At 28.7% G+C, this 20,147-nt stretch carries 17 protein-coding genes; 11 read left to right on the forward strand and 6 right to left on the reverse strand.

All coding sequences use genetic code 4. The features are described 5' to 3' along the window. The first annotated feature begins 1 nt into the window (after window position 1). The 3 genes from ACR82Z_RS02575 to ACR82Z_RS02585 all read left to right on the forward strand — a co-directional run bounded on the left by ACR82Z_RS02575 (window position 2) and on the right by ACR82Z_RS02585 (window position 3,948). On the forward strand, window positions 2–745 hold the full coding sequence (locus ACR82Z_RS02575) for a pseudouridine synthase (RefSeq protein ID WP_435128352.1): 744 nt from the start codon (window positions 2–4) through the stop codon (window positions 743–745). Window positions 746–867: 122 nt separating this feature from the next. Further along, window positions 868–3,453 carry a DNA gyrase subunit A gene (gene gyrA / locus ACR82Z_RS02580; protein WP_435128354.1) on the forward strand — a complete coding sequence of 862 codons (2,586 nt, stop codon included), beginning with the start codon at window positions 868–870 and terminating at the stop codon, window positions 3,451–3,453. Window positions 3,454–3,459: 6 nt separating this feature from the next. Continuing rightward, window positions 3,460–3,948: an MscL family protein gene (locus ACR82Z_RS02585; protein WP_435128357.1), complete on the forward strand. Its 489-nt coding sequence runs from the start codon at window positions 3,460–3,462 to the stop codon at window positions 3,946–3,948. Window positions 3,949–3,985: 37 nt separating this feature from the next. Here the strand turns inward: ACR82Z_RS02585 and asnA are convergent, their stop codons facing one another. After that, window positions 3,986–4,966, reverse strand: coding sequence for an aspartate--ammonia ligase (gene asnA, locus ACR82Z_RS02590; protein WP_435128360.1), 981 nt, complete (start codon window positions 4,964–4,966; stop codon window positions 3,986–3,988). 276 nt (window positions 4,967–5,242) lie between these two features. Here asnA and ACR82Z_RS02595 point away from each other — a divergent pair, with 276 nt between their 5' ends. The 7 genes from ACR82Z_RS02595 (at window position 5,243) to glyA (ending at window position 13,496) form a co-directional block, all read left to right on the forward strand. Beyond that, the gene (locus tag ACR82Z_RS02595) at window positions 5,243–5,365 is read left to right on the forward strand and encodes a hypothetical protein (protein ID WP_435128362.1); all 123 of its coding nucleotides are present in this window, start codon (window positions 5,243–5,245) and stop codon (window positions 5,363–5,365) included. A gap of 522 nt (window positions 5,366–5,887) precedes the next feature. After that, window positions 5,888–6,541: a hypothetical protein gene (locus tag ACR82Z_RS02600; protein WP_435128364.1), complete on the forward strand. Its 654-nt coding sequence runs from the start codon at window positions 5,888–5,890 to the stop codon at window positions 6,539–6,541. Window positions 6,542–7,202: 661 nt separating this feature from the next. After that, entirely contained in the window at window positions 7,203–8,438 is a 1,236-nt protein-coding gene (locus tag ACR82Z_RS02605; RefSeq protein WP_435128367.1) for a replication-associated recombination protein A, read from the forward strand. 2 nt (window positions 8,439–8,440) lie between these two features. Beyond that, window positions 8,441–9,391 (forward strand): phenylalanine--tRNA ligase subunit alpha, encoded by a 951-nt coding sequence (pheS, locus tag ACR82Z_RS02610; RefSeq protein ID WP_435128370.1) that lies wholly within the window; start codon window positions 8,441–8,443, stop codon window positions 9,389–9,391. After that, a complete protein-coding gene (locus ACR82Z_RS02615; RefSeq protein WP_435128373.1) occupies window positions 9,381–10,094 on the forward strand; it encodes a uracil-DNA glycosylase in 714 nt (237 codons plus the stop codon). Before pheS ends, ACR82Z_RS02615 begins: the two co-directional genes overlap by 11 nt. Further along, window positions 10,066–12,219, forward strand: coding sequence for a phenylalanine--tRNA ligase subunit beta (locus tag ACR82Z_RS02620; protein WP_435128376.1), 2,154 nt, complete (start codon window positions 10,066–10,068; stop codon window positions 12,217–12,219). The genes ACR82Z_RS02615 and ACR82Z_RS02620 overlap by 29 nt, the downstream gene beginning before the upstream one ends. Before the next feature lie 8 nt (window positions 12,220–12,227). Next, the gene (gene glyA, locus ACR82Z_RS02625) at window positions 12,228–13,496 is read left to right on the forward strand and encodes a serine hydroxymethyltransferase (protein WP_435128379.1); all 1,269 of its coding nucleotides are present in this window, start codon (window positions 12,228–12,230) and stop codon (window positions 13,494–13,496) included. 8 nt (window positions 13,497–13,504) lie between these two features. On the opposite strand, the gene ACR82Z_RS02630 is transcribed toward glyA, so the two are convergent. The 3 genes from ACR82Z_RS02630 to rpmG are packed head-to-tail and all read right to left on the reverse strand — an operon-like array spanning window position 13,505 to window position 15,750. Then, window positions 13,505–14,515 (reverse strand): alpha/beta fold hydrolase, encoded by a 1,011-nt coding sequence (locus ACR82Z_RS02630; protein ID WP_435128382.1) that lies wholly within the window; start codon window positions 14,513–14,515, stop codon window positions 13,505–13,507. After that, window positions 14,515–15,561 carry a M24 family metallopeptidase gene (locus ACR82Z_RS02635; RefSeq protein WP_435128385.1) on the reverse strand — a complete coding sequence of 349 codons (1,047 nt, stop codon included), beginning with the start codon at window positions 15,559–15,561 and terminating at the stop codon, window positions 14,515–14,517. The genes ACR82Z_RS02630 and ACR82Z_RS02635 overlap by 1 nt, the downstream gene beginning before the upstream one ends. Before the next feature lie 36 nt (window positions 15,562–15,597). Further along, window positions 15,598–15,750, reverse strand: a complete 153-nt coding sequence (gene rpmG, locus ACR82Z_RS02640) for a 50S ribosomal protein L33 (protein WP_435128387.1) — start codon at window positions 15,748–15,750, stop codon at window positions 15,598–15,600. Between the two features lie 197 nt (window positions 15,751–15,947). On the opposite strand from rpmG, the gene ACR82Z_RS02645 reads away from it, so the two are divergent. Then, entirely contained in the window at window positions 15,948–18,278 is a 2,331-nt protein-coding gene (locus ACR82Z_RS02645) for an HsdM family class I SAM-dependent methyltransferase (protein WP_435128390.1), read from the forward strand. A 36-nt stretch (window positions 18,279–18,314) separates the two neighbouring features. Here ACR82Z_RS02645 and rlmD read toward each other — a convergent pair whose 3' ends face one another. Continuing rightward, the gene (gene rlmD, locus ACR82Z_RS02650) at window positions 18,315–19,604 is read right to left on the reverse strand and encodes a 23S rRNA (uracil(1939)-C(5))-methyltransferase RlmD (protein WP_435128393.1); all 1,290 of its coding nucleotides are present in this window, start codon (window positions 19,602–19,604) and stop codon (window positions 18,315–18,317) included. Next, entirely contained in the window at window positions 19,594–20,139 is a 546-nt protein-coding gene (gene rsmD, locus ACR82Z_RS02655) for a 16S rRNA (guanine(966)-N(2))-methyltransferase RsmD (protein WP_435128396.1), read from the reverse strand. Before rsmD ends, rlmD begins: the two co-directional genes overlap by 11 nt. Window positions 20,140–20,147 lie beyond the last annotated feature (8 nt).

The following is a 20,147-nucleotide window of genomic DNA, read 5'->3' on the forward strand; positions in this document are numbered from 1 at the left end:
AATGGAAAAAATTAGATTACAAAAACTACTTTCACAAGCTGGAATCGCATCAAGACGTGAAGCAGAAACATTAATTAAAAAAGGTTATGTAACAGTAAATGGTATGGTAGCTAAATTAGGTGATAAAGCAGATTTTAGAGATAATGTGTTTGTGAAAAATAAACCTATATTTCAGCAAAAAAAAGTTTATTATGTTTTAAACAAACCAACAAAAACTATTACAACTTTAAAAGATAATTTCAATAGACCTTCTGTGATAGATTTAATGAATGTTCCTTATAAAGTGTTCCCAGTAGGGCGTCTTGATTATGATACTACTGGAGCACTAATAATGACAAATGATGGGGATTTAGCAAATAAATTAATGCATCCAAAATATCAAATCCCCAGAGTGTATCGAGCGAGAATAAACGAAAAACTTAGTATAAAAGAGTTAAAAAAACTTAATTCAATAGTTAAAGTTAATGGAGTTAAAAGTGTGCAGGATGTTATCCCTTGCGGAAGCGATTCACCGAAAAGTTATTTTGTTGTTTTAACACAAGGAACATATCATCATGTTAAAGAATTATTTAAATTGGTAGATAAGTTAGTTATCAATCTAAAAAGACTTGAATATGCAGGAATCACAGTAGAAAAAATGCCAATTGGAACCTATCGACCACTTAGCTTAAAAGAAGTTAAGGATTTGAAAAATTTAGTAAGATTACAAGAAGAAAAATTGCAAAAAAGAGAAAATAATTCGTAATTTTCTCTTTTTTGCTTGTTCATAGGGACAAAAAAATGCTTAATTTTACCTGTTTATAATAACTTTAAACAAAAAATTGTGTATAATTTAATAAATTTATAATTTATTAAATTGGAGAGGATATGGCAGAAGATCAAGAGAAAAAAACAAAAATTAAAGAATATGACTATGAAGAAGATAACCACATCGTCTTCAAGAAAAAAGAACCAATAATAGAAGAAGACGAAGAAGAAATTCCGCAAAATAATGCAGAATATCAAGTTTCATCACAAATCATTAGCGAATCAAAAGACGGGTTGCATCCAATCCTAGTCGATGATGAGATGAAAACATCCTTTTTAGAATATGCTATGAGTGTTATTGTTTCTAGAGCACTCCCAGATGTTCGCGATGGACTAAAACCAGTACACCGTAGAATTTTATATGATATGTCTGAGTTAGGTATTACTCCTGGTTCACAACACCGTAAATCTGCCCGTATCGTAGGGGATGTGCTTGGAAAATATCACCCTCATGGTGATTCATCGGTTTATGAAGCAATGGTTCGTATGGCACAGGATTTTTCAATGCGTTATCCGTTAGTTGATGGACACGGAAACTTTGGATCAATCGATGGTGACCAAGCTGCTGCGATGCGTTATACCGAAGCTCGTATGTCTAAGTTATCTGCTGAAATGCTAGAAGGAATAAAAAAAGAAACAGTTGATTTTGTGGATAACTATGATGCAAGCGAAAAAGAGCCTGCTGTACTTCCTTCTCGCTTTCCAAACCTACTTGTATCTGGTTCATCTGGTATTGCTGTTGGTATGGCAACCGAAATCCCTCCACATAATTTAGGTGAAACTATTGATGCTACAGTTGCTTTAGCCAAAAATCCTAATATTAGCACCAAAGAGTTAATGCAACATATAAAAGGTCCTGATTTTCCTACGGGAGCAATAATTTTAGGCACTCGTGGGATTATTGATACTTATGAAACAGGACGTGGCAGCATTATAGTTCGTTCTAAAACTAATATTATAGAAAAAGCAAATGGTAAATATCAAATTATAGTTTCGCAAATACCATATGCGATTAAAAAAACCACTTTAATTCAAAAAATTGTCGAACAACATAAGAATAAAGAAATTGATGGAATTGCAGATTTACGCGATGAATCAAATCGTGATGGAATTCGCATTGTGATTGATATTAAGCGTGGATTCAACCCACATATTATTTTAAATAAGTTATATCAAAAAACTTATTTACAGACTGCATACAGTGCTAATTTAGTCGCATTAGTCAATGGTGAACCGAAACTACTTACATTAAAAACTGCTCTTAACGAATATTTAAAACATCAAAAAGATGTTGTTACCCGTAGATTAAAATTTGATTTAACCCGTGCCGAAGAACGTGCACATATCTTAGAAGGTTTAAAAATTGCTATTTTTAATATTGATGAAGTTATTGCAATCATTAAAGCATCCAAAACTGATTTAATTGCACAAGAAAAGCTTAGTATGCGTTTTGAGTTAAGCGAAAAACAAACTAAAGCTATTTTAGATATGAATTTGCGTCGTTTAACAGGATTAAGTATCGAAAAAATGCAAGAAGAATTAAAAAATTTATTAACTGAAATTGCTCATTATAAAGATATATTAGCACACGAAGATAAATTAATTGATTTAATTATTAGTGAATTACAAGAAATTAAAGCGAAATTTAATGATGCTCGTCGCACACTAATTGATATTTCTGGTGCTGGAAAAATAACTGAAGAAGATTTAATACCTGAAAATGATATTGTAATCACAACGTCAGTAAATGGTTATGTGAAACGTATTAACTTAGATGAATATAACACACAAAAACGTGGTGGAGTTGGTTCGGTTGGTATGAAAACATATAAAGACGATGATATCGCGATGATTATTCAAGCAAAAACCCATACTGATTTATTGTTGTTTTCAAATTTTGGTAGAGCATACAAACTTCGTGGACACCAAATTCCTGAAGGAACCAAACAAAGTAAAGGTGTTCCCTTCATTAATGTTTTAGAAACCTTAGATGTTAATAATGGTGAGAAGATTATTTCTATTATTAGTGTTGATGATTATGAGCAAAATCAATATTTAACTACTGTAACAAAGTTTGGTATCTTTAAGAAAACCGATATAGCTTCTTTTAAAGTTGTTCGTCGCAATGGACTTATTGCCTTCAAACTAGCTGATGCAGATGAATTAGTATGTGCATTTTTATCATCTGATGAAGATCATATTTTAGTTGCAAATAACTATCGTAATATTGCAATCTTTAAAAATGATGATATTCGAGCATTAGGTCGTAATAGCATCGGTGTAAGAGCAATAAAACTTGAAGAAAATCAATATGTTGTATCTGCTTCATCGAATCGTGATGGCAATTTAGTGCTTTCTCTTGGTTCAAAAGGTTACGGAAAACTTACTGATGAAGGTGAATATAATCTAACTAAACGTAATGTTAAAGGACTTGTAGGAATTGATAATATAAAAGCTGGAAATCTTATTTATGCAGGATTTGTAAGTTTAGAAGATGAATTATTGATAATTACTTCACAAGGGATAACTATTAGAACACAAATTACACAAATACCTAAATCATCACGTCAAACTAAAGGTTCTCGTATTATTAATTTAAAAGACAATGATGAAATAGTTGCAGTTGATGTAATTAAATTAAGATAGGAAGCAATGAATAAAAAAGATAAAAAGAGGTCTTTACTTTATGAATCATTTACCGAAGCATCGAAATTCTTTAAAAAAGGTAACTTAATTATACTTGCTGTCGGTTTTTTGGCAGGAACGGTATTTAATGCAGTTGTTTCTTCATTAGCAAACGATGTTATTATGTCTGCAATTGCACATAATATCCTTGGTGATAAATTTAAAGACTTAGAAAGTTTAGTATGAAAAGGTATTAAATACGGGAAATTTCTAGGTGCAATAATTAATTTTGTAATCATTTCATTCACCTTATTTATTATGTTAATGTCTTATTTTATAATAAAAACTGGTATCAAAAGGTATAGATTAAAGAAAAATCCCCCTGTTGCAGTAGAACCTGATGTAGTTAAACCTACCACAGATGAATTAATTTTAGAGCAACTGAAATTAATTAATCAAAACTTAAATAAAGAACCACAAAATCAACAATCAGATGTCGACTATCAATCAGAATAAAAATGTTTTTACCTATATCATAGGTAAAAACATATTTTTATAACAATTCAATACCTTTGTCTTTCATTTCTTCGATGTGTTCTTTTGGTCAATAACTTGACTGAACTTCACCGATATGTGCTTTTTCGAGTAAGAACATACTTAAACGACTTTGACCGATTCCACCACCAATAGTTAATGGTAATTGATCATTAAGGATTTTATAATGAAACGGTGACAGGTTTAACAAATTTTCTTTATCCATATTCGATTGTCTTAACATCGATTCAGCATCCACACGTATTCCCATCGATGATAACTCTATTGCTTTATCTAAAACATAAGAATACACCAACAAATCACCATTTAATTTTCAATCATCATAGTCAAATGCACGTTTTGAATGAACTATACCTGATTTAAGATTTTCACCTATGCTATAAACGAAAACAGCTCCCTTTTCCTTTACAATTACATCTTCACGTTGTTCAGGTGATAAATTTGGATATAAATCTTCTAAATCTTGAGCACTAATAAAAAATAAGTTTTCAGCAAGTTTATCAGTAAGTTTCGGAAATTCTTCTTGCAATGCATACTTAGTAACTTTAACAGCATCATAAATTTTACTTACAATCATTTTTAGAAAATTTAAATTACGATCACTACGGGAAATAATTCTTTCTCAGTCTCATTGATCTACATAATATGAATGAGTCGAATCGAGCTCTTCTTCACGACGGATTGCATTCATATCAGTATAAATACCTTCACCATCTAAATATTGATATTGTTTTAATGCATGACGCTTTCATTTTGCTAACGAATGCACAACTTCTAAGCGAACATTAGAATCTTTTGGATTAAATCAGACTGCCTTTTCACCTGATAAACCATCATTTAGTCCTGTTTTTGCATCTAAAAATAACGGTGCAGTTGCTCTAGTCAAGTTTAATGCTACCTTAATATTTGCTTGAAAAATTTGTTTAAGATCTTGAATAGCTATTTGTGTTTCTTTAATGTCTAATTTTGATTTATACATAGCAATTTAATTTTAAACTAATTTATTTTTGTTGATAATTTTTTTCTTTATTTATGAACAATTTTACATCCATCGTTTTTTTAAAAAAACTAAAAATATACATAGTATGGCAATAATAAGTTCTATTTATACATTCGTTTTATTAAATTATCCACAAGTTTATACACAAAAAAAATAATTTTGTTCTTTAACACCTATAAAAATCAAAAAATCGCGTGAATTATTAAACAAAATTTTACTAATTACTATAGTATATAATTTTGTAAGGATTTAATAATGAACAATAACTTTGAATTATCTAATTTCGAAAAAACAAGACTGATAAATTTACAAACAGTAATGCAATTTAGTGATTTAACAATACAGAGTTTAGCAAAAAAATCGGAAAATCTCTCGTAACTGTTATTAAATATAAGAAAATTATATAAAAGGGAGAAAAGTTTATTAAAAAATTTGTTCTTCATAAGAATAGAGATAACATTCATCTTGAAAATACTCAAATGAAGAGATAAAGAAATTAGCAGAAGATTATAATAATAAAAAACTCCTCACTTAGCGACAGGAAGAGTTCAACAGATTCATATTTGAGTTTGTTTTTATATAATGAAAAAATAAACTCGAATATATCTTACTCTCAATTTCATAAAAGACTAATAAAATTAGGTGTTACATCTGCTTTTGCTTATAAAAGTAGCGAAAATTCTGCAAAAAATATGTAAAGTATGCAAAATTAACGAATAAGGAATATCTTTTTGATAATATGGTTTTTAAAAAACCTAAGAAAAAGAAGTAATTAGAACCGAACAAAGACGAAATTTCTCATTTGGTCAAAGGGTAGAAATAGATGGATGCTCACACAAATTCTTAAATAATAAAGAAATAACATTAATTGGTTCCATTGATGTAGCAACAGGTTTAATTTTGTCATTACATTTTGAGAAAAAAGCAGAATCATTAAATGGACATCAATCAAATATTGAAAAAATGATAAATAATTATGGAATTCCACAAATGATTATTACAGATAACAGAAAGAATTTTTATAATTCTGCTGAATCAAATGCTTCTACATATAATGCTAGTAAGAGATTTAGGAATAGAATTTATAACCACTTCTGAATCAAACGGAAAACCACATATTGAGCGTTTTTTGAGATTTTGCACAAAGAGAATTCCAAGTTGAATAAAAGACACGCAATTATAAAACAATTGAAGAATTGAACCAAAAATATAGGTGAATTAATGAATTATTTAAATATTACAAGAAAAAGTGTTATACAAAATCCACAAAGTAATTTCTTTAGACAACCACATAAAGAATACCTAGAAAATTACTTTGATTTAGAGATAAAAAGAAAAATTAATGCTGCTGCAATGACTTATAATAATGTAAATTATGCACCCTATGAAAATGACAAAAGAATTAAAATTAATAGCAGCACAGATATAAAATTTGTCATAGGAACAGACGAAAAATTATATTTTAGAACCAAAAATAAAAGATATGAAGCAAAACCGATATCTACAAAAGATATGACTCATTATGAGAAAATAGCATTCGAAAAACGCTTATAGTAGGGGTAAAAGAAGTACAAATCATATCAAGACTTCTTTCGAGTGGTTTCTCCTTTAATAAATTACTTGATTTAAAAATTAGAAAAATTGCTTCATCTGATAAATATACAGGCTGATGAAATAAAAATATTGCAACAAATACTAGATGAACTCGAAGATGCTCGTAAAAAACTCGATAACATCACAAATTTATAAAATCAAACAAACAAAATTTATGAATATTTTACCAAAGCAGCCTTGGGATTTTCCTTTACAGGAAAATCGTTTAAAACATACACATACAAATGTTTTTAAGGGTTTCTCACTTTTACCACCTCTAACCCCATGCCTAATGGCAAAATAGGTGGGGAATTTTCTTTTTTGAAAAAAAGAAACAAAAAAACTTTATATCTGTGGCAGTTACGCAAATATTTTATTTGCTACAAGTCACTTTTTCAGATTTTGTTTTTATATTTTTATATAAAGGTGTTTTATTATAAAAAGTAAAACAGAAAAATCTTAAATTAAACTTTTTTATGGTATTAAAAAAACTGGTAAAAAAGTGATTAATCCTGCTTTATGCTATATAATTTTTATACATTGTAACTATGTAAAGTTTTGAATAATATTTCAGATTAACACCTATAAAAATCAAAAAATCGTTATAATTATAAAATAATATATGAACAAAAATTTAGCAAATTTATTGAGACCACGGAAATTAGATGATATTGTCGGTCAAAATCATATTAAAAAATTGCTTAAGGAAGTAATTGAAAACAAAATTACTTCTAGTTTTTTGTTTTTCGGTGAAAGTGGAACAGGTAAAACGACAACTGCTTTTGTTTTAGCAAATGAGTTAAATTTAAAAGCGGGGTATTTTAATGCATCGATTGATAATAAAGCAGATTTAATAAAAATTTTAGATGATTGCGATGTTATAATAATCGATGAAATCCATCGTTTGAATCGTGATAAGCAAGATATATTACTATCTTATTTAGAGTTTGATAAAATAATTGTTTATGCTACAACAACAGAAAATCCTTATTTTAAAGTTGTTCCTGCTGTTCGTAGCAGAATGCAGATTTTGCAGTTTAATAAAATAGATGTTCAAGATATCGCTTTAACGCTAGAGAAAATTATAAAAGAAAATTATCCTTATTTAAAAATAAGCAAGGAAAATTTAGTCAATTTAGCAGCTTTTTCAAGTGGTGATTTAAGAGCAAGTATAAATAACTTACAATTACTTGCACTATTAAAAAAAGATGGAAAAGAAGTTAGTAAAAATGACTTAAAAACTATAATACCAAATATCAATTTTTATAGCGATAATAAGCAAAGTGCTCACTATAATAACCTTTCAGCATTTCACAAATCACTTCGTGGTAGTGATATTGATGCTGCATTATATTATGGTTTTTTAATTTTACAAAGTGGTGATAATGATGGTTTGTTTCGAAGGATGCTTGCTGTTGCATACGAAGATATTGGATTAGCAAATCCAATGGTAGGTGCAAAAACTGAAGCAGCCATAAGAGTTTTTGAAAGACTAGGTATCCCTGAGGGGGAACTTGCTATTACATCAGCAATAATCGAACTTGCTTCATCTCCTAAAAGTAATTCCGTTGTTTTAGCACGTGATAAAGTTAAGCAAACCATTTTAAATGGTAACATTTACCAAATACCATCTTATTTAAAAGACTCACATTATAAATCTGCAGTAAAATTAGGTGATGGAATTGGTTATCAATACCCACATGACTATTTTAAACATTGAAATAATCAACAATATTTACCAAAACAACTACAAAATACTAAATTTTACATTCCAAGCAGCAACAAAAATGAACAAAACATTTTAGAATATTGAAACAATTTAAAAGCAGAATGAAAAAAACACTATAAAAAGGAGTAATAATGTTAAAACTTGAAGATATAAATACACTCGAAGATCTTAAACAAGCAAAAGCTAAAATTTATTCATCAGATGGACAAATATATCAACTACAACAAAGTCTAAAAACTGCACCAGTTGAACAAAAAAAACAAATCGGTAAACAAATTAATGAATTAAAGAAAACATATGAAGAGTTTTTTAAAAATGCTGAAGAAAGATTGGAAAAAATAGAAATAGATCGTAAAATAAACTCAGAATTTATTGATATTAGCAAACCTGTATACAAACCTGGTAGCTTGCATCTGATAACATTAATCGAAGAACGCATTATGACTTGGTTTATTCAGCATGGTTATTATCAGCAAGAAAGTGGTGAAATAGTTTCTGATTTATATAATTTTGAGAAACTTAATATCCCCATCGATCATCCGGCTCGAGCAATGCATGATTCACTTTATTTAAATGCTACAACATTATTAAGAACTCATAATACTGGAATTACTGCAAAAGTTCTACACGAAAATAAAAATATCGAAATTTCAACATTTGCATTAGGTAAGGTGTATCGAAATGATGAAGATGATGCTACTCATTCACATCAGTTTACTCAACTCGACTTTGTTTGTGTTGGTAATGTTAGTTTTCCAAATCTCATATGAACTTTAAAATCCTTTCTATCCTATGTTTTGGAAGAAGAAATTGATATAAGGTTGCGTCCTAGTTATTTTCCATTTACCGAGCCTAGTGTGGAGGTAGATATGTTTTATAAAAATCATTGAATAGAAGTTTTAGGTGCTGGAATGCTGCATCCGAAAGTGCTACAAATGGCAGGATTTGATGCTAAATTTAATGCTTTTGCTGCTGGTGTAGGAATCGAAAGACTTGCGATGATTAAATATGGATTTAATGATATTAGGGATTTATATCGTAATGATTTAAGAATTTTGGAGCAATTTAGCAATGAAAGATAGTTTTTTACAAATCTTACAAAAAGAAGGTAAAGAAAGTTATTTTGATAATATTTTTCATTCTTTAAAAGAAGCAGAATTAAATAACCAAACCATCTACCCACACCAAATCGACATATTTAAGCCTTTTGAATTTTTTCAAGTTAATGAAACTAAAGTTGTTATTCTAGGTCAAGATCCTTATTATAATGATGATAGCGCAGACGGATTGGCTTTTTCTAGTTGAAAAGACGAAACACCAAAGAGTTTAGTAAACATTTTTAAAGTCCTTAAACAAGATTATCCAGATATTGTCATAAAAACTAATTCACTAGTTAATTGAGCTAAGCAAGGTGTATTATTGATGAATACAGTTTTAACAGTTATAAAAGGTAAACCTAATTCACATAAATATATCGGATGACAAAAATTTACATCAGTAATCTTAGATAAAATCATCGAAGCAAATAGTAACGTAATTTTTGTTATACTAGGCAAACAAGCAAAAGAAACTGTATATAATTTATCTAACTTCGATAAAATTAAACAACAAAATATCATCGAATCCTCACATCCTTCACCGTTGTCATTTAATAAAGGATTTAATAATTCACAAATATTTTTAAAAGTTAATCATCTTTTAAAAACACAAAATAAAACAGAAATTGATTGAAATTTACCACATGAGGAGGTTTTTAATGCTCGTTTCACTAAAACATCTAAATAGTTATTTACCAGATATCAAACTTACTGCAGAAGAAACTACAAATGCATTAAATGAAATAGGTTTTGAAGTTGAGGATGTGAGAAAATTTGCTAATATAGAAGGTATTTTATTTGCAAAAGTTATTAATGTCTTCAAAAATCCAAATTCTGATCGTTTAGATGTTGTTGAATTAAAAACCAAAAAAGGACAAATTACAATCCAAACAACTAATCGAATCTTAAAGGTAGGTGATTTAGTTGTTTGTTTTCCTGTTGGTGCAAAAAGAGGTGAAATTATCTTTGGTGAAAAAACACTTAAAGGTTATCCATCACAAGGGATGTTAGCATCTTGATCAGAATTAGGTTATAAATGAGACTTACTGTCAAAAAAAGATGAGTTGTTAGTCTTACCAAATGATTTTGCAAGCATAAACGATGATCCAATGCAACTTTTAAGTATCGATGATTATCTAATCGAAATAGCAATCAATGCAAACCGCAATGATGCAAATTCATATTTTATTCTTGCTAAAGAACTTGCTGCATATTTTAACACTAAATTTGTTTTTGAATCAAAAGAACAAGAACCAAATTTTATAAGTGATTTTAAAGCAGCCAATGGAATGGCAAAAAATCTTAGTTTTAGTGAAATAAAAGGAAAATTAAAAACAAGTATTTACGAAAAAACTTTATTAGCAAAACACGATATTTCTTCTTTATTTGATTGAAGTGTTAACCTGACAAATTTAACATTAATAAATATCGGTGTTCCAGTACACGTTTATAATGCTGCAAAACTACAAAAAAATATTACTGCAAAATTGTATTCTGGTGAGATTGAGATATTAGGTGGTAAAAAAGTTGCTGTTGATAATGTTTTAGCTATTTCAGATGACAGCAATATTATTTCACTTGCTTCTGTTATCGGTCTAGAAACCACAAAAACTGATTTAGATACAGAAAACTATTTATTTGAAGTAGGTGTTTTTGATCCTAAATACATTCGTCACGGCATAAAAGAAATAAGGATAAGCACAACTGCATCAAGTCAAGGTTCAAGGGTTATAACTGCTTATCTTGCTTCAGTTGCGATGGAATTTATTCGTTTTTATTGCAAAAATTTACAGATTTCACAAATAATTAACCCTATTATTTATCATAAGCAACCAAGCATTATATATAATGCAGAACTTTTAAAGAAATATGCAGGTATAAATGAAATAAATGTTTTTGATAATGCTTTAAAAAAACTAACTTTGCTTGGATTTAGATTTGAAAATGATAAAATAACTACCCCCGAATATCGTTATGATATAGAAGTTTTTGAAGATATAATCGAAGAAATTTTTAGATTTTATTCATATGCAAAATTCAAACCACAACCAATTAAAACTGTTCCTGCTCATATACAAAAAATTAATAATTCTAAATCATATTTTCAGCACCAAGGATATAATGAAGTACGAACCTTTACTCTTGTTTCAAAAGAAAAAAATAAATTAAATCCTTTTTCATTTGAAAAACAAATCAATTTAATGACTTTTGTTTCAAAAGAACGCGAATGTATTCGTAATTCGATTATTACATCACTTTCAGAAGTTGTAGCATACAATCAAAAGCGTAAAATGAGCAATATTAACATTTTTGAATATGGAATGATTTCAGAAAATATAATGGTTTGAGGACTTGCGAGTACAACAAAGACTTTCGAACAACTAAAACAAGATGTTATTAATTTCTTAGGTTTTGATGTTAAATTTACTGCACTAAAGGATAATGATTATATTCATCCAAATGTTTCTGCTTATATAAAATACAATAATACGATTATCGGATGAATTGGAAAAATCCATCCTAAATATGATCAAACAAATGCTTTTTATGCAGAATTTATGGATATAAAAGCAAATAATAAGATTAAATATATCCCAGTAGATTTAAGCCCATTAAAAACTCTTGATTTAACTTTTACACTTAAAAATACCGATTATATAGGTAATATTGTTTCAAATCTAGGATGTCATGGTCAAATTTATGACATCCAACAGATTGATAATTATCAACAAACAAATACTCGCAATGTTACATTAAGAATTAGTGCAAATGATGAAGTTATACAAAGATTAAATGAAAAATTTAATAAGTAGGTAAAAAAATGTATTCAAAAATTAAACTACATGATAAAGTTGTTTCCGATGCGATCAATAACGAACTACAAAGACAAGAGGACCACATCGAATTAATTGCAAGCGAAAACTATGTTTCTGAAGATGTCTTAAAGGCACAAGGAAGTGTGTTAACAAACAAATACGGAGAAGGATATCCTAACAAACGCTATTATGGTGGATGTGAAAATGTAGATGTGATCGAACAAGCTGCTATTGATCGTTTAAAACTATTGTATGGTGTTAAATATGCAAATGTGCAACCATATTCTGGTTCAGTTGCTAATGCTGCAGCTATTGCTGCTTGTGTACCATCAGGTGGGAAAATTATGGGATTATCCTTAAATAGTGGTGGACACTTAACTCACGGATATAAAATTTCTTTTAGTGGGATTTTTTATCAATCAGTTTCATATGATTTATCCAAAGATGAATTATTAGATTATGATGCAATCGAAGAATTAGCTATTAAAGAAAAACCGGATTTGATTATTTGTGGATATTCATCATATTCAAGATTAATAGACTTTAAACGTTTTCGGCAAATTGCTGATAAAGTCGGTGCCAAGTTGCTTGCAGATATTGCGCATTTAGCAGGATTGATAGCTGGTGGAGTATTTCCATCTCCGGTTAATTATGCACATATTATTACATCTACAACTCATAAAACTTTACGAGGTGGTCGTGGGGGAATAATTATGACTAATGATGCTGAATTGGCTAAAAAAATTGATCGTTGAGTGTTTCCTGGTTATCAAGGTGGTCCATTGTTTCATGCTATTGCTGGTAAAGCAGTTGCTTTCTATGAAGCATTGCAACCACAATTTAAGCAATATGCTAATGATATCATTAATAACTCGAAGCGTTTTTGCGATGCATTCAAGCGTCGTGGAGCAGTAATTATCAGTGGAGGAACTGATAATCATTTATTTATGATTAATGTATTAAAAACCTATCAAATAAACGGTTTAGAAGCCGAAAAAGTATTACATAAAATAAATATTACAGCAAATAAGAATACTATTCCATTTGATACTCTATCACCTTTTTTAGCAAGCGGAATCCGCCTTGGTACTGCCGCTATGACTAGTCGTGGTTTTAAACAATGGGCATTATTAGCAGATATTATTGATACAGCTTTAAAAAATATACACCTTATTAATTCAGATACCAAAGCAGGACAAAGACTACTTAGTTCATTAAAAAACAAGGTTGTCAAAATTACTAGTGAGCATCCGATTAAAAAATCGTATTTATAAAATCACATCTATTTTTGGATGTGATTTTCTGTAAGATAATCATATATAATATCAGCAAATACTTTTAACTTATGATTGATACCAGGTTCATTGATGGAATGTGCCGCACCATTAATAAAAGTTAATTTAACATTATTTAGTTCTTTAGCTAATAAATATGCACCTATTGGTCTGGTATCTACATCTTGACGACCATGCACAATATATGTTCTAATATCTTTTATTTTATGTGCATTTTCAAGAATATAATTATCCGAAGGTAAAAGTGATTTATTTAAAAAGAAATGTAATTGATTGTAAAATAAATCTTTGTGTTCTTCTTGAAGAACAGGTACTTGGCGAATTTGTTTTCGGGTTAAATACCTTTCTTGTGGTTCAATTGTAACAATCGATTCTTCTCACTCGCAAAAGTTTTGAATCAATTTAATCTCTTTTTCTTTTGCATTCTTATATTTTAAGATTTTAGTTCAAGCATTATAGTATTTTTCCAAAACTTTTGCACCATCATATTTAGCAACTGCATTATAAAATTTCTTATATGCTTCTGGATAAAAGGTTGCCGCTCCATTAGGTTCATATAGAAAATCAATGTCCTCTTGACGTGCTAAGAAAATTCCGCGCAACAACATAGAAGCAACATTTTCTGGGTATCTAATAGCATAAAGTAATGCTAATGTAGTCCCCCAACTTCCTGCAAATAATGTAACTTTATTTAACTTAAAATGTTTTCTAATTCGCTCAATATCTTCAATTTGATCATCTATCGTATTTGAATCAGGAATTCATTTTGGTTCACTAGAACCACATCCTCTTTGATCAAAAGAAATTAAATAAAACTTACTTTTATCAAAAATTCTTAAATATGGATTTGCATTAAAAGCACCTGGTCCACCATGTAAAATAATTACAGGATATCCACTAAAACGGTTTCCACTAACGCGATAATACAATTTATATCCATCTCCAACATCAAGGTAATCACTCAAAGTTAAGATATTTTTATCATTTCATTGGTTCATTATTTATTTTCATTAGGTCTAGAAAAGACATAATAACCGTTTTCTGTAACTAGAACATCATCCTCGATTCTAGCACCTCCTAAACCTTCGATATATATTCCAGGTTCAACTGTTATTATCATACCAGGTTCTAAAACATAATCAGAAAATTTTGAAACGTTAGGAAACTCATGAACATCAATACCTAACCCATGTCCAGTAGAATGCACAAAGTATTGTCCATAACCTTTTGCTTCAATATAATCACGGCATACTTTATCAATTTGTGATGCTTTGATACCAGGACGAACCGCTTTTCTCCCTGCTGCTGCTGCTTCTTTAACAATTTCTAAGATTTCAAGTTGCTTTGGATTTGCTAGTTTTTCATCACCTAAAATAAAGGTACGTGTAATATCTGCTGTATATCCTTTGTATTGAGCTCCAAAATCTATTTTTAGTAAATTGTTATTAACAAGTTTTTTATCAGTTGGATGATGATGAGGTTCCGCAGAAGCTTCAGCAGTTGCGACAATTTCCTCGAATCCTTCTTTTTCTGCACCTTTTAACTTTAATAAATAATTCAGTTTAAAAGCAACTTCTTTTTCACTCATACCAGGTTTGATTCACTCTTTAAGTTCTTTGAGCGCTTGCATAGAAATATCAACAGCTCTTTGTATTAACTCAATTTCTCCATCATCTTTTAATATTCTAAGATGTTGCGCTGAAACTCACTCAATATGATCCGGATTTACTCAAGATAAAATTTGATCTTGAACTTGTTTTACTAAATATTCTTTTTCAAGTGCTATTTTCTTAAAGTTCTTTGCTGCAAATCAATTTTTAACTGCATCACCTTTAATTAAAACAATTTCTACATTCTTTGCATTTTTTTGTGCATACTCAATATATCTTCCATCAACAAATAAGGTTGCTTTATCTTTTTCAATAGCGATGAAACCATCAGTTGTTTGAACTCCGGCATATCAAAGTCTTGTTTGTGGTGCTTCAGAAATTAAAACTTCTACACCAGTTTTAGCGAACATTTCATCTAATTTTTTACGATTCATAAAACTCCTAAATTAAAAAACGCAGTTATTGCTGCATTATTTCTTTTCTTTATGTGCTGTATGCGCATTACATTTATGACAGTGTTTTGTTAACTCTACTTTTTCAGGATGAGTTTTTTTATTTTTCTTTGAAATATAATTTTCCATTTTGCACTTTGTACATGCTAATGTATAACCTTCTCTTGGCATATAACTCCTTTATTTATTTAGTATTACTATTTTACCAAAATATTTTTTTTCTTACTTAAATTTACAAATATTTTACTAAGTATCTATTTCAAACATAGTTTGTGAATAAATTTGTTAATAATTTAAAATTATGAGATGTTTTAAAATCAATAAGAAAAAAATGGTAAAATTAAAATACAAAATATTATAGAGGTTTTATGGCACGCAGCGAGTTTAAAATTGTAGAAGCATTTACAAATATATTAGGACTAAAAAATAATACTGATGGTACCATTCCTCTTTATAAAAAAACATCTGATGCTAAATATGAAGCAACAAAACCAGATGGATATTATTTTTATGATGGTGTTATTTTTATCTTAGATGCTAAAGCAGAAGGGATAAAGTTTGAAAAGCAAATTTATGACTATATGAAGTTTGAAAAACATAAGAATACCATCGGTTTTCAATATAACGGTATAAATTTGAATGTTTTTATTAAGAATGATAAAGGTGAAATAAAATTATTATATAATGAAACTGAAGTAAAAAATCATAAATACTACAAAGACACCTACTTTAAAGATATCAAAGAAAATAATGAAGTTTTAATTAGTAATTATGCAATGCAACTTGCAAATTCTTTTCGTAATGCTAAAATAAACAAGCAAATGACTGTCCCGTTCATTGGCGCTGTGATGCTTTGTTATAAATTTCAAGGAGATGATAAGTTAAATCGTGAATCAACAAGCTTGCTGCTTTCTAGTATTTTGGATGCTCTAAAAGACACTCCACTTACTGAAGATATATCAAAACAAGAAAAGAAGAATAATATCTATAAATACCTTGATGATAAGACATTGAAAATGGCTAAAATTTCTGACTTAATTGAAATAGTTGATTCGATTCGTAATATTTATAACCTTATTAATATCAGTCACAAAGATTATAAAGGCCACGATATAATGAATGCTTTTTTAAAAGTTTTTCGTAAATGAAATTCAGCTAATTCGAATGAAAAAGGAGAAGTTTTTACACCTGATCACATCGCTCAAATAATGTATGAATTAATTGATGTTGATCCATTTAACGATGTTATAATGGACCCAACATGTGGGAGTGGTACCTTTTTAGTAAATGCAATGTTTAATATGTTTTCTAGCATAAATGATTTTTATTTAAAGCGAACAAATATAAATGCAAAAGAAAAAGAATATCAAATTGATAAAGCTTGCATCGAAGTAAAGGAAAAAAGAATCATTGGAATCGAATATGACGAATTTAATTCGACATTAGCAGGAATTAATATGCTATTACACGGTGATGGAAGTTCGCGAATTTATCAAGATGACTGCTTTAAAAGACTTGAAAGATTAAAATATGAGTATTCTAAGGTTTTAATGAATCCGCCCTTTAGTCAAAGTGATAATGAATTAAAGTTTTTATATACAACTTTAAAATATTTAAAACCTGATGGGTTAATTGCATGTATTATACCTAAAACAAACCTAAACGGTAGAGATACAAAAAATGTTGCATATCTCAAAAAAATATTTGAAATGTCTAAAATTACACAAATTATTTCACTTCCTAGGGATTTATTTCAACCTAATGCAGGTGTCAATACATCAGTAATAGTTTTAAAAAAATATGATTCACAAACACTCAAGAAAATTGATGCACTAAGGCAAAATGCAGATGCGTTATTAGCACACTGACATAATCAAGATATTTTATTAGTAGATTTTACTAATGACGGATTTATCTATACTAATGAAAAACGATTGAAAACTAAATTATATGAAGAAAAAGTAGCAAGACTTAAAGAAGTTCTTGAGGGTAAATACACTGAATTTCAAGCTGTAATGCAAAATTTAAAATATGATGAAGAACTTGCATTTGAAAAATTTACAACAAATCGCCCTTTTGAAGTAAATAAAAACACTTTTATAAAATATATAAGAGAAAATTTATCAGCCAAAATTTTATGCGGCATTAGTAATAAATTAATTTTTTCACCTGTAGATATGCAAAGATATCAAAATATTAAATTTAAATATTTTAAAATATCTGATGTAATTGAATTTATTTCAAAAGGAATGCAAAAGAAATCAATTGATCGTAAATTAGAAAATAAATATGAGAACGGAATCCCAATAATAGTAGCAAAAAAAGACAATAACGGTATTGGTGGTTTACTTATAAAAGAAAAAGTATCTCAGACATTCAGTGATAAAATTTGCATCATTAACGGAGGAGATGGTGGTGGTGGGAAAACCTATTATTGTGATTTCGAATTTGGTGCCACTTCTTTTGTGAATATTTGTGATATTGTTCCAAAATACAAATCTCAATTTGATAATAAACCATTAGCAAAGTTTTATCTTGCTACCGTTATCAGCGAAAGGCTTTTTAAATCAATCGGTCATGGTCGAACCTTGCGTAGTGAAATTCCGAATGTAGAAATTAAGCTACCTGTTAATTCATATAATCAATTGGATATCAATTATATGAATGATTACATTTCATCTTTAAAAATCTTTAAGTAAAGAGCAAGTAGTAGTTATTCTACCTACTTGCTTTATTTACTTACTAAGATAAGCTACTATTTCAAAATGCGGGGTGTTCGGAAACATATCATAACCTTTGATGTAATTAATTTTAAAACCTTGTTGCTGTAAGTTTTGCAAATCACGTGTAAAACTTCTTAGTTCACAAGACATATAAATAAATGAATTTATATTATTCAATCATTTAGTCAATTTTACATCCAAACCTGCTCTGGGTGGGTCTAAAACCACAATAGTATTATTAATATCTAGATTATATAAATCTATAACTTGATAAACATCACCATTTATATATTTAGCCGATCTAAATCCATTTACATATGCATTATCTTTTGCTGCAGCAATTGCTTCTTTTGAAATATCTACACCTAGGATTTTATGTCTTTTATAAGCAACTAATTGTGAGATAATTCCAACACCACAATATAAATCGATGAAATTTTGTTTAAAGTTTTCTGCTACTTTTTTATGCATATCATTAAAAATTTTGGTAGCCATCTCAATATTTATTTGAAAAAACGAATTTATATGCACATCAAAGGATTTTTTATTTATCAAAATCGAAAAAGGTTTTTTTTCAAAAATTAATTTCAATTTTTGATTTTGATAAAAATATAATTGAACTATATTATCAATAGATTTTAAAATATTAATTATTTCACTATAAACATTTTGATCATCAGAAAGATTGAATAACACTTGCACTTCGTTTATATGATTTATTCTTAAAGTTATTTCTCGAAATGCTTCTAAAACTTTATAACGATGACTTTTTTGTGAATATTGATTCAATGCATTAATTATTTTATCTAATGTTCCATTTAAAGAAATATTATTTTGGATTTTTATATCATCAGTTACTATAATATTATTTGAATTACTATCATATTCTCCATAATGCAAAATATTATCAATCAACTTTAATGCAACCTTAATTTTGTTACGGTAATGAGTTTCTTGGATTGCCGGTTGAAATGCATCAATTACTGATTCGTTAATATTTAAATTACGAATCAGATGTGATTTAAGATAATTCTCTTTAAAAGCAAGTTGTTGGTTATATGCTAAATTAATCAGAGGAGCACTGTTGATGCAAGAATATGATTTATCACGATGTTCAGATTTAGTGATTAATTCGACTACTTTTGCAAAAGCAAATTTAGTAGTTTCTTTATAAATTTGCACTTTTGCCTTTTCACCGACAAAAAGATCATGCACAAAAATAGGTTTAGCATGCTCGCGACATACACCTAATCCTTGATAACTTAACTCTGTACAAGTAACTTTGATGATTTTATTGAGCATAAGCAAGATATAAAATATCTACCTTTCCATATCTTTTGCTTTTATAAACTATAAAGTCATCAGGAATGACTACTTCAGAAACTTTATTTGTCTCAATTATTATTTCTCCATCAATATTTAATGTTTTTGCTTGTGAAATTAATTGCAAAGTATCATTAAGTAATTTGTAATCTAAATATGGAGCATCAAGATAGATGAAGTCAAATTTCATTGTATTGACTTGCAAAAAATTCAAAGCATCCGATGCTACAGCATTAATTGTATCTATTTTTAGACTCTGCAAATTTTCTTGTAGCACTCTAAAGACCTTTATATTTTTTTCCACTGCATATACTTTCAAAGCACCCCTACTTAATGCTTCTATCGCAATCGCACCCGAACCAGAAAAAAGATCTAAAAAACTTTTATTTTCTATTTTAAACTGCAATGAAGCAAAAACAGCCTCACGAACTTTATCTGTTGTAGGCCTTGTATCTTTTAAATCAGGCTGACTAATCTTTCTACTACGATATAAACCACTTATTATCCGTAACATTACCCCTC

The organism is Mycoplasma sp. 6243, assembly GCF_051200785.1.
Taxonomy (GTDB): domain Bacteria; phylum Bacillota_I; class Bacilli_A; order Mycoplasmatales; family Metamycoplasmataceae; genus Mycoplasmopsis.